The organism is Citrobacter tructae, from assembly GCF_004684345.1.
Classification (GTDB): Bacteria; Pseudomonadota; Gammaproteobacteria; order Enterobacterales; family Enterobacteriaceae; genus Citrobacter; species Citrobacter tructae.
Map to the genome: position 1 here is coordinate 2234016 of NZ_CP038469.1, position 11579 is coordinate 2245594.

Below are 11579 nucleotides of genomic sequence, written 5' to 3' on the forward strand. Positions count from 1 at the left end.
GGGGAATACGGTCATAACACTAGAACGCAAAGCACGAACATCCCAACGCGCCCCAGAACGCCCGGTCATCCGACACCGGAATACCAGATTGACGCGCAATCTCATGCTGGTGTCCATGTACGCCACAGCTTCCGCAACACTGATGCATCTGGACCATTGCGCCCACTTTCGCGGCAATTGGTGGTGCTGAGCGGTAGTGCCCCGGCACGTTCATCACCGGCGACCAGTCAGGTACCACTGGAATAGCAGGGGGCGCCAGCGGTGTGAAATGTCCGGCGGCATAAACGACTTTGCCGTCCACAATCGTCATCACCGACTCAATGCCTTTAATCTTCTCTTCTGGCACGGTGAAATAGTCTTTTGACAACACGACCAGGTCAGCAAGCTGATCTTTAGCAATGCGGCCTTTCTTGCCCTGCTCACTGGAGAACCAGGCACTGCCCGCAGTCCACAGCTCCAGCGCCACGTCGCGCGGTAAACGGTTGTCGTCGTCATACATGGCCATCCCCCCGACAGTGCGTCCGGAGACCAGCCAGTACAATGCCGTCCACGGGTTGTAGCTCGCCACGCGAGTCGCGTCAGTCCCCAAGCCTACCGGTACTTCCGCCGCCAACATTTTCGCCACTGGCGGCGTATGTTTCACCGCGTCTTTGCCATAGCGATCGACAAAATACTCGCCCTGGAACGCCATCCGATGCTGAACCGCAATCCCGCCGCCCAGCGCTTTCACGCGCTCGATATTTCGTTCGGTTATGGTTTCCGCGTGATCGAAGAACCAGTGCAGACCATTGAACGGGATATCGCGATTCACCTTCTCGAACACATCCAGCATGCGGCTGATCGATTCATCATAAGTGGCGTGCAGGCGGAACGGCCAGCGATGTTCCACCAGGTGGCGTACCACGCGCTCCAACTCATCTTCCATACCTTCCGGTAAATCCGGGCGCGGCTGCAGGAAATCTTCGAAATCTGCCGCCGAAAAGACCAGCATTTCACCAGCACCATTAGCGCGGTAGAAGTCGGTCCCCTGTCCTGGCTTGAGCATATCGGTCCAGCGTTCAAAGTCTTCCACTTCCTGCTTCGGACGCTGGGTAAACAGGTTGTAGGCGATGCGCACCGTCATCTGTTTATTGGCGTGCAATTGCTCGATTATCTCGTAATCTTCCGGGTAGTTCTGAAAACCGCCGCCAGCATCAATGGCGCTGGTTAGGCCCAGACGGTTCAGCTCGCGCATAAACTGGCGGGTCGAGTTCACCTGCATTTCCAGCGGCAGTTTTGGTCCTTTCGCCAGCGTCGAGTAAAGGATCATGGCGTTAGGTTTGGCGATCAGCATGCCGGTCGGGTTGCCATTTCCATCACGCACGATCTCACCCCCCGCCGGATCCGGCGTCGCTTTGGTATACCCCACGGCTTTCAGCGCCGCTCGGTTCAGCAACGCCCTGTCGTAGAGATGCAGAACAAAAACGGGCGTGTCCGGTGCGGCTTCGTTGAGTTCTTCCAGGGTCGGCATGCGGCGTTCAGCAAACTGAAATTCGCTCCAGCCGCCCACTACGCGAACCCACTGCGGCGACGGTGTGCGATCAGCTTGCTCTTTGAGCATACGCAGCGCGTCCGCCAGCGACGGAACACCTTCCCAGCGTAGTTCCAGATTGTAATTCAGCCCACCGCGAATCAGGTGCAGGTGTGAATCATTAAGACCCGGGATCACGGTATGACCTTGCAGATCGACAACCTGCGTACCTTCAGCGGCAAGGCTCATAACCCGATCGTGGCTACCTGTCGCCAGGATCTTCCCGTCGTTGATCGCCACCGCCTCCACCTGCGGGCATTGGCTTTCAAGGGTATGAATTTTTCCGTGAGTCAGAATCAGAGTGGCAGTTTGAGACATAACAATCTCCTGAGAAACCGGTCAGGCTTTTTTCAGCCATCCGGCAAACAGACGGGTTACGATGGGCATCCACAGCCAGACCACCAGCGCAACCACACAGGCATCATTAATCAGATGCAAGAGTAACGATCCCTTCAACGAGGGCAGCACCATGCCGGTTAACCACGGCACCAGGTTAGTGCTGGGAAAAATCACCAGCAGAGTGATCAGAAACTGTTTCCAGCGCCTGGGTTGGCGAACATGCACCACTGGCGGCGTAAACCAGAACGCCGCCTCGGTACGAACTTCCGTTTTATCGCCCTCGGCCAGCAGCGGTGCAATCTCCTCAACCAGCGCACGGCGCGTATCGGACTGGGTCCACTGATACAGATGCTCAAGGGTGTCGAAGCGGATAATTATGTTCCACAGATTTTGCCCATCAGTAGGACGAATAACATTCGCCCCCAAATGACCGGGGAACTCTGCGGCTACCGGCATAATTTTGCCCAGCCACTGCTCATACCGCTGCGCCTGCTCAGGCAACAGCGTGTGAGTAATCACCAACGTCACATGTTTGTTCTGCGCCATGAAAGGTTCCTTGCAAAAGAAGAATGGCGGAGTAACCCGCCATAAATGCCAATACACAACCTCATACGAGGCAACATGAAGGATGACGTGTATTTAGGCTTTGCGTTCCGGTGCACCATGCACCAGGGTATAGGCATAATCCACACCCATGCCGTACGCGCCGCTGTGTTCACGCACCAAATCCATCACCGCATCGTAAGTTTCTTTGCGTGACCAGTCGCGCTGGTATTCCAACAGCACCTGCTGCCAGGTAACCGGCACGGCACCCGCCTGCACCATGCGGTCAATAGAACGTTCATGAGCATCAACGGAAGTACCGCCAGAAGTGTCGGTCACCACATACACTTCATAACCCTCTTCCAGCGCCATCAACGCTGGGAAGGTCAGACAAACTTCCGTCCATAATGCAGAGATAATCAGCTTTTTACGCCCGGTCGCTTTCACCGCTTTCACAAACGCGGCATCTTCCCAGGAGTTCATCGACGTGCGTTCAATGGGCTTCACGTCAGGATGCACGGCTAATAATTCCGGCCAGATATAACCACTAAAGCTTTTGGTTTCAACGGATGTATAAATGACGGGCACATTAAATATTTTGCCGGCTTTGGCTAATGCAACAGTATTATTTTTCAGCATCTGGCGATCAATATTTGCCACGCCAAATGACATTTGTGGCTGATGGTCAATAAAAATAAGCGTCGAGTTTTGTGGGTCAATCAGTTCCCGAATAGACATAGCACACCTTCTTAATCAATAAGTTAAAAGGCAACGGTCTGTAACTGCCGTCAGCAGCAGGATCCTGAATCATAAAGCGTATTGAGTATAGCGGGAAATTTCTAACGAGTTATTAAAGAAAACTGACCATCCTGTGAAACTATTAATTCTGTGCTGCGATATATCCTAAACAACATCAAAAAAATACGCATGACTAATCTAATTTATTCACTGGCATTGTTTTTCTCCTTTCGGTACAACAGAGGGGTTTAATTTTCAGGATATTTTCCTCTTATGCGCATCAATCTGGACGTTCTGCTTATCCTCGACGCACTCGACAAACAGGGATCATTTGCTGCTGCGGCTGAATCGCTGTTTAAAACACCTGCGGCACTCAGCTATATGATTCAAAAGCTGGAAAGCGATCTGAATATAGAATTGCTTGACCGTTCCGGGCATCGGGCGAAGTTTACCGATACCGGACTGATGATGCTGGAAAAGGGACGTTTGCTGCTCAGCGCGGCCAAAGACCTCGAAAAACAAGCGTTACAGCTGAGCGCAGGCTGGGAAAAAGAACTGGCGATTGCGCTGGATGCCTCCTTTCCTTTTGCCGCCTTATTACCGGTAATCGATGCTTTTTACGCCCTCAATAAACAAACGCGTCTCAACTTTACCCACCATACGCTGGCGGGTTCGTGGGAAGAACTCACCCACAACGGCGCGGATATTATTCTGGGCGCGATTAATGAACCACCGACGTCCGCCGCCTGGTCTTACAAAATGCTCGGTACGCTGGATAACGTATTTGTTGTCGCGCCTGAGCATCCACTGGCCGCAGCACCGACTGACTTAACGAATGAACAATTGTGCCTGCACCGGGCGGTTGTGATCAGCGACAGCGCCCGCTTTTGTCATCCGTTACAAAGCAACCTGATGGAGGAGCAGGCACAAATTCGCGTCGATGATTTCCACAGTAAGGTGATGTTACTTCGGTCCGGAATAGGCTGCGGATTTCTTCCCCGCCATATTGCCAGCCCATGGCTTGCCACGGGCGAGTTGGTAGAAAAAACGGTGACTTCTTTTCGTCAAAAGGATGTCGCTTATATGGCATGGCGCAATAACAGCGACGGGCTGGCGCAGCGCTGGTGGCGGGAAACGCTGCTGGCAAGCCCGGGGATTACGGATTTATATCAATGACTCATCCACACCGAAGCCGAGATCGCGGGCAGCGTCAGCACATCGCCAACAACCTGACCTTTTCCCTCTTTGTGCTGCCACTGCGCGATATTTAGCAACGGCGACGACGGCAGCACCACCTCACAGGCGTGCCCCCGGTTAATCGCCACCAGGACACGCTGCTGGTTCAGAACCCGCACAAATACTACCACGTTATCCTCGGCGTAAATCACCTGACAACCGCCGTGGCGTAGCGCCTTACTGTGATGACGTAATTTCGCCAGCCGCTGGTACAGTGCCAGCAGTTCGCCATCCTGTTTTTCTTTCTGCCACGGGAACGGCTTGCGGCAAAACGGATCGTTATTCCCATCCAGTCCTACTTCATCACCGTAGTAAATACAGGGAACACCAGGCCAGGTAAACAGCCATACCACTGCCAGCGGCAGGCGCGCAACATCTTTGCCCAACAGCGATTTAAAGCGGGCAGTATCGTGGCTGTCGAGCTGGTTGAACATGCGCAACTGCTGCTGATGCGACAGACCCGCGCGATAGTTATCCATCCACGCCATACAGGTCTGGGCGTCAATAGACTGCGGATCGTAAGAGATATCGGTGTTGGCGAGAAATCCCCAGAGTGGGAAAGTAAAACCGCGATAGTTCATGGCGGCATCTTCAGCATCGGCCTGTAACCACTGGCGCGCATCACCAAAGTGTTCACCCACAACATAAACTTCTGGCTGCGTTTCTTTCGCCGCCTGGGTAATCCCGGCCACATGCTGCAGGTTGTTGCGTGCCCCACCGGCCTCCCCCAGCATGTGCACCACATCAAGCCGCCAGCCATCCATACTCCACGGCGCTTTTAACCAGTGCCGTACAATACTGTCTTCGCCGCGATAAATTTCATTCACCAGGCTTTCCGAGGCAAAGTCCAGCTTGGGCAAACTGGCATAACCCAGCCAGTCCAGCGCAACACCATTGTCAGAAAAATGGTACCAACCCCGCCAGGGCGAGTCCGGATTATGGCACGCCCCGTCTGTTCCCCGATTATGCCTGTCGAACCAGGCGTGCGAATCGCCGCTGTGATTGAATACGCCGTCCAGCACCAGGCGCATTCCCTGTTGCTGCGTGTTATGTCGCAGGCGTAATAGCGCCCTGTCGCCGCCAAATCGCGGGTCAACATGACGATAATCTTCGGTGTCGTATTTATGCACGCTCGGCGCGGTAAAAACCGGGTTCAGGTACAGCGCCGTTACCCCTAAGGTTTTCAGGTACGGCAGTTTCTCGCTGATCCCGTCCAAATCGCCGCCATAAAACGTCGAGCCTCCGGCCTGTGCGGTCAGCGGTTCTTCCCAGTCACGCTGCACAATATCCTGCCCAGCGGCGTGGTGATAGTAGACGTTATCCTGCCCCACATCACGCGACTGGCTGCGCGCAAAGCGGTCCGGGAAAATCTGATAGAAAACCTGGTCAGCCACCCATTGCGGACCGTTGTCCGGCACATCCACGGCAAACTGTTCCAGACGCGCGGGCGGAATGCGGCTGAACCCTTGCGGGGTAAACCACAGCTGGCGATCGAGCCAGAGCAGCTTAAAACCATAGCGTCGACGAGGCTGGCCGCAGGAGAGATCGATTGCCGTGCGCCACGCGGTCACTCCGGGCTGCGGCTGGCTGCGCTGCTTGTGCATGCAGAGCGAGATCTCTTCGTTATCATTTTCCGCACGTAACGTTACTCGCTGGGGCGGATTGTCCCCTGCCAGCCAGAGCGTAATCGTCAGTTTATCTTTGTTTTGCTTAACAAATGGGGCAACCGGAAGGTGCCAGGCGTTCAACATCACGTATCCCCTTTGATGAAAATGAAGTCACCTTGCCATAGGGAAGTTAAGGATCACTCATCATCTTAACGTTTATTGGGGGAGGAGTTCGGGGGAGGAGAAAAATGCCGGGTAACACAATACATTACCCGGCAGAGAATCAATTAACTTCAGCCAGTTGGCGCTCGCGACGGCGTTTGAATACCCAGCCGATCAGCAGCAGGGCAATCCACGCGAAACCGACGTACAGCGAAATACGGGTATCCGGATGGTAGCCGATAAGCCCGATGATAAAGACCAGGAAAATCAGACCAATCACCGTCGTGACCACGCCGCCCGGCACTTTAAACGTCAGTGCGTTAATCTCTTCTGGTGGTAAACGGCGACGGAAGGCAATTTGCGACAACAGGATCATAATCCACACCCACACCGTGGCAAACGTCGCCAGCGAGGCAATAACCAGGAAGATATTCTCCGGCATGATGTAGTTGAGATACACCGCAAACAGTAGCGCGACGGTCATCACCATCACCGTCACCCACGGCACGCCACGACGCGAGGTTTTGGCGAACATTTTCGGTGCGCTTCCCTGCTCCGCCATGCCGTGCAGCATACGGCCCACACCAAAGACGTCAGAGTTGATCGCCGACAGCGAGGCGGTCAGCACCACAAAGTTAAGGATACCTGCTGCAAAGGTAATGCCCATATGCTGGAACGTCAGGACGAACGGGCTACCGTCGGTGCCCACCTGGTTCCACGGATAAATAGACATAATGACGAACAGCGTCCCCACGTAAAACACCAGGATTCGCATCGGCACAGAGTTGATCGCGCGCGGAATGGATTTCTCCGGGTCTTTTGCTTCGCCAGCAGTAATACCGATAATCTCAATCCCGCCGTAGGCAAACATCACCATTTGCAGCGACATGACCATACCCAGCCAGCCGTTACTGAAGAAACCACCGTTGCTCCACAGGTTATGAATACCGGTCGGTTGCCCGCCGTTACCAATGCCCCAAATGATGATGCCGAAACCGGCAACAATCATGATGATGATGGTGGCAACCTTAAAGAACGAGAACCAGAACTCCAGCTCGCCAAACACCTTCACGCTCATCAGGTTGATGGCGCAGATAATCAGCACCACGCTCAGAACCCAGATCCAGTGCGGCACAGCCGGGAACCAGACGCCCATATAAATACCGAAAGCGGTCACGTCGGCAATGGCGACAATCAAGATTTCAAAACAGTAGGTCCAGCCGGTAATGTAGCCTGCCAGCGGTCCGAGGTTTTCCTGCGCATAGCGCGAGAACGAACTGGCTGCCGGGTTATGAACGGACATTTCGCCCAGCGCGCGCATGATAATGTACGCCGCCACGCCACCGATAAGATAGGCCAGCAACACACTCGGCCCCGCCATTTTGATGGCATCAGCTGAGCCATAAAACAATCCGGTACCAATTGCTGAACCTAATGCCATAAAGCGGATGTGCCGGGTGCTCAGCCCACGCTTTAGCTTGTTATTACTTTCCATCGATTCCTAACCTGTTAACACAATAAAAAAACCACGGGGCCATATTAATAGCCCCGTGGTTAAAACTTATTGTCAGTGATATTAGTGTGCGCTGGAGGTCACTTGTCGACCTGCTGCACGGTCCCAAATAACGGCCAGGACCACCATCACGACTGTTGGCATCAACCACGCCAGACCTTGCTCCGCCAGCGGTAAACGCTGGGTCCAGGCCGGTAAGACGTCGCCAATTGCAGAAGCTTTAATGCCATCAAGGATACCAAAAATCAGGCTGATAAACATCGCAGGTGCAATGACGCGGGAAGAATTATGCCACCATGAGCGGGTAAAGCTTAATACAACCAGTGCGATACATGGCGGATAGATAGCCGTCAGAACCGGAATCGAGATCTGAATCAGGTGGCTCAGGCCCAGGTTTGACACCACCATGGAGAAGCCGCCGAGGATAAACACCAGCGTACGATAAGACAGTGGAACGTACTGCGCGAAGAATTCAGCGCACGCACAGGTCAGGCCAACCGCCGTAACCAAACAGGCGATGAAAATAAGCGCCGCCAGCAGGAAGCTCCCAGCGCCACCAAAGGTGTGCTGAACATACGCATGCAGAATCGCCGCGCCGTTAGCAGACTGATCCACCAGAATCGCGCTATCTGAACCCAGACGGAACAGCGCGAGATACAGCAGCGTTAAGCCCACACCTGCCATCAAACCCGCCCAAACGGTGTAACGGGTCAGCAGACGCGCTTCAGTAACGCCACGCGAGCGAGCGGCGTTGACGATAACAATACCAAATACCATCGCGCCCAGCGTATCCATGGTCAGATACCCGTTCACGAAGCCATTAGAAAACGCTGCAGTTTGATAGGCTTCCATCGCATTGCTGATCGGGCCGGCAGGCCAGACAATCGCGGCAACAGACAGCACAATCAGCGCAAGGATTTTCAGCGGGGCGAGGAAATTGCCCACGGTATCCAGCAGTTTGCCCGGATAGAGCGACACCAGGATAACAATCGCGAAATAAACCACGCTGTAGATAAACAGCGGCAGCGCGGAGTCACCGGTCAGCGGGGCAATCCCCACTTCAAAGGAAACTGTCGCGGTACGCGGCGTAGCAAACAGCGGTCCGACGGCCAGATAGCAGACGGTGGCCAGCACTAAACCGGCGACTTTGCCGATCGGGGTGCTCAGGCTGTCTACACCACCACCGACTTTCGCCAGCGCCACAACGGTAAGCACCGGCAGGCCAACAGCGGTAATCAGAAAGCCAAAAGCTGCAGTCCAGACGTGCTCGCCAGCCTGCAAACCAACCATAGGGGGGAAAATAATGTTACCTGCACCAACGAACAGTGCAAATGTCATAAATCCCAGTGCGATGATATCGCGTGATTTTAACTGATGGGTCATAAAGTCTTACTGCCTGTGGATGTGGTGTTGTAAACGTTTAATTTTTGCCTATCCCTGAGGGACGATACAGCGGCATTTTTAATCAATTCCAGCGGGAAATTCTCCCAGCCTGGCGCGGCGAAGAATAGTTTTTCGATTTACCGCGTAAATGCAGTCGGTATGACAGCACATGGTGCGCAATTTAAACGCTTATAACGTTTTAAAGCAAGGTGGGATCCAAAAACCGGAACAATATAGTGATATGAAAAACAGAGCCAGCACAAAACACCATTTCCGGGAAAAAGGTATGGGTAATAGTTCGAACAAAAAACAATCAAACGTCGTAAAATTCAGGATGCATACATTGACCACATAAAAAAACCAGCTTGCGCTGGCTTTTTGGAAAGATAATCTTACGAAGAAGCGTCAATCGTTACTTTTGGCAAGTAAACGTTCCGCAAGCACAAAGCTAAACCGCGTCCCTTTGCCCGGCTGACTTTCAATATTCAATCGGCTGTCGTGATGATTTAAGGCGTGTTTCACAATAGCCAGCCCGAGTCCGCTTCCGCCCGTTTGCCGCGATCGCGCTTTGTCCACGCGATAAAAGCGCTCGGTCAAACGCGGAATGTGCTCCGCAGCAATACCTGGACCGTTGTCCTCAACACAAAACTCCGCCCCCGACGCGACATGCTGCCAGCGCACGGTGATGTGCGTTCCCGCAGGCGTATGGTTCACCGCGTTATACACGAGATTCGAGATAGCGCTACGCAGTTGCTCCTCATTGCCCATTACGCTCAGGCGATTATCCACGTCAAAGGTAAACGTGTGTTTATTCTGACTCAGCGTTTGCGCCTCATGTTCAACCACGCGCAGTATCACCGGCACATCGACTTTTTCATTCAACAGCAGCGCTGGTGCGGCCTCGATTCTCGACAATGTCAGCAGTTGCTTAACCAGCCCTTCCATACGCTGTGTTTGCTCACGCATGGTGTGCAGCGCTTTTTCTCGCGTTGCACCTTCCAGGGGATGTTCCTGCATCATTTCCAGATAGCCTTGCAGCACCGTGATTGGCGTACGCAGCTCATGGCTGGCGTTGGCAAAAAAGTTACGCCTCGCGCCTTCCAGTTGGTGCATCTGGGTGACATCACGCGCCACCATCAACAGTTGCTTGTCGGTATACGGCATCACGCGAATTTCCAGATGTCGTCCGGTATTGAGAACCAAATTGATCGGTCGACTAAAGTCGCGCGTTTTAAGGTACAACGTGAATTCCGGGTAACGCAGCAGGTTAAGAATATTTTGCCCGCTATCGTCCGGCCAACGCAGTCCCAAAACCTGCTGCGCCAGACCGTTACACCAGAAAATACCGCCTTCTTCGGTGGTCAGCACCACCGCATCGGGGAGTGACTCCGCCCCGCTGCGAAAGCGTTTAATCAGATTCCCCAGCTCACGACGGCGTTTTTTGTTACGCAGTTGCATTTGATGCAGGCCATAGAGCAACGGTTCCCAACTGCCACGCCCCGGCGGAGGCGTCATACTCATGTCGACCCATAACCACCAGGATAAACGCAGTAAATTCCAGAAATGCCAGATAAGCAGACCCGTTACCGATGCCAGTAAAAACCAGGGCAGGTAACCCAAAAAAGCACTAAGGATAAAAGCTGGTATGCAGCAAAGTATCAGCTCCAGTACCAGCCTTTTCCATGACAATCGTTCAAGCAAACGTCACACTCCATTTACAGCTTGATCTAATGGGCTATCTCACGTACCCGTCAGAAGCGGGTTGAAAAACGGTATCCCGTCCCACGTACCGTCTGCACCATGCGATCGTGGCCGCTGTGCTCCAGCGCCTTACGCAAGCGACGGATATGCACATCAACCGTCCGGTCCTCCACGTACACATTGGTGCCCCAGACATGATTAAGTAATTGTTCGCGGCTGTAGACGCGCTCGGGATGGGTCATAAAGAAATGCAGCAGTTTGAATTCGGTTGGTCCCATATCCAGCGGAGCCTCCCCGGTCATCACGCGATGCGAGGTGGGATCAAGACTCAGCCCCTGCATCTCAATGACTTCTTCAACCGCCATTGGCGAAATACGACGCAGCACGGCTTTAATACGTGCCACCAGTTCCTTGGGGGAAAACGGCTTGGTGATATAGTCATCCGCGCCGGTTTCCAGCCCACGCACGCGGTCTTCCTCTTCGCCTCTCGCCGTCAGCATCATGACAGGGATATCCCGCGTCATCGCCTCACGCTTGAGGTGTTTAATGAACTGCAGGCCCGATCCGCCGGGAAGCATCCAGTCAAGTAGGATCAGATCCGGCCAGGGTTCATTGAGTTGATTCACCGCACTGTCATAGTCTTCGGCTTCTACAGGTTGGAACCCGTTTTGCTCGAGCACGAAGCAGACCATTTCACGAATTGGAGCTTCATCTTCTACGACCAGAATACGTCTCGCCATGATTTGCCCTGTTTTTAATTTAATCGTTCATACCCTAAATACGCCGC

The 11579-nt window shown here is 53.6% G+C and carries 9 protein-coding genes; 1 reads left to right on the forward strand and 8 read right to left on the reverse strand.

Annotation, left to right across the window (positions count from 1 at the left end; genetic code table 11):
* Positions 1–19: 19 nt before the first annotated feature.
* From E4Z61_RS11595 to E4Z61_RS11605, 3 genes are all read right to left on the reverse strand, one after another.
* Complete coding sequence (locus tag E4Z61_RS11595) at positions 20–1888, reverse strand: amidohydrolase (protein WP_135322889.1); 1869 nt, start codon at positions 1886–1888, stop codon at positions 20–22.
* Positions 1889–1909: 21 nt separating this feature from the next.
* Entirely contained in the window at positions 1910–2455 is a 546-nt protein-coding gene (locus tag E4Z61_RS11600; protein ID WP_135322890.1) for an antibiotic biosynthesis monooxygenase, read from the reverse strand.
* 93 nt (positions 2456–2548) lie between these two features.
* Positions 2549–3190, reverse strand: a complete 642-nt coding sequence (locus E4Z61_RS11605) for a hydrolase (protein ID WP_135322891.1) — start codon at positions 3188–3190, stop codon at positions 2549–2551.
* Positions 3191–3463: 273 nt separating this feature from the next.
* Between E4Z61_RS11605 and E4Z61_RS11610 the strand changes: the two genes are divergently transcribed.
* Positions 3464–4366: a LysR family transcriptional regulator gene (locus E4Z61_RS11610; RefSeq protein WP_135322892.1), complete on the forward strand. Its 903-nt coding sequence runs from the start codon at positions 3464–3466 to the stop codon at positions 4364–4366.
* On the opposite strand, the gene malZ is transcribed toward E4Z61_RS11610, so the two are convergent.
* The 5 genes from malZ to phoB form a co-directional block, all read right to left on the reverse strand.
* A complete protein-coding gene (gene malZ / locus E4Z61_RS11615) occupies positions 4360–6177 on the reverse strand; it encodes a maltodextrin glucosidase (protein WP_135322893.1) in 1818 nt (605 codons plus the stop codon). The two genes, E4Z61_RS11610 and malZ, sit on opposite strands and share 7 nt — an antisense overlap.
* A gap of 139 nt (positions 6178–6316) precedes the next feature.
* Positions 6317–7690 (reverse strand): proline-specific permease ProY, encoded by a 1374-nt coding sequence (gene proY, locus E4Z61_RS11620; RefSeq protein WP_135322894.1) that lies wholly within the window; start codon positions 7688–7690, stop codon positions 6317–6319.
* Between the two features lie 81 nt (positions 7691–7771).
* On the reverse strand, positions 7772–9091 hold the full coding sequence (brnQ, locus tag E4Z61_RS11625) for a branched-chain amino acid transporter carrier protein BrnQ (RefSeq protein WP_135322895.1): 1320 nt from the start codon (positions 9089–9091) through the stop codon (positions 7772–7774).
* 405 nt (positions 9092–9496) lie between these two features.
* The gene (gene phoR, locus E4Z61_RS11630; protein WP_135322896.1) at positions 9497–10792 is read right to left on the reverse strand and encodes a phosphate regulon sensor histidine kinase PhoR; all 1296 of its coding nucleotides are present in this window, start codon (positions 10790–10792) and stop codon (positions 9497–9499) included.
* Between the two features lie 50 nt (positions 10793–10842).
* Entirely contained in the window at positions 10843–11532 is a 690-nt protein-coding gene (gene phoB / locus E4Z61_RS11635) for a phosphate response regulator transcription factor PhoB (protein ID WP_135322897.1), read from the reverse strand.
* Between the last annotated feature and the right edge of the window lie 47 nt (positions 11533–11579).

Excerpts from the sequence above, each read along its gene's own strand:
- E4Z61_RS11595 (WP_135322889.1), bottom strand. The coding sequence starts at position 1,888 with ATGTCTCAAACTGCCACTCTGATTCTGACTCACGGAAAAATTCATACC.
- E4Z61_RS11600 (WP_135322890.1), bottom strand. The coding sequence starts at position 2,455 with ATGGCGCAGAACAAACATGTGACGTTGGTGATTACTCACACGCTGTTG.
- E4Z61_RS11605 (WP_135322891.1), bottom strand. The coding sequence starts at position 3,190 with ATGTCTATTCGGGAACTGATTGACCCACAAAACTCGACGCTTATTTTT.
- E4Z61_RS11610 (WP_135322892.1), top strand. The coding sequence starts at position 3,464 with ATGCGCATCAATCTGGACGTTCTGCTTATCCTCGACGCACTCGACAAA.
- malZ (WP_135322893.1), bottom strand. The coding sequence starts at position 6,177 with ATGTTGAACGCCTGGCACCTTCCGGTTGCCCCATTTGTTAAGCAAAAC.
- proY (WP_135322894.1), bottom strand. The coding sequence starts at position 7,690 with ATGGAAAGTAATAACAAGCTAAAGCGTGGGCTGAGCACCCGGCACATC.
- brnQ (WP_135322895.1), bottom strand. The coding sequence starts at position 9,091 with ATGACCCATCAGTTAAAATCACGCGATATCATCGCACTGGGATTTATG.
- phoB (WP_135322897.1), bottom strand. The coding sequence starts at position 11,532 with ATGGCGAGACGTATTCTGGTCGTAGAAGATGAAGCTCCAATTCGTGAA.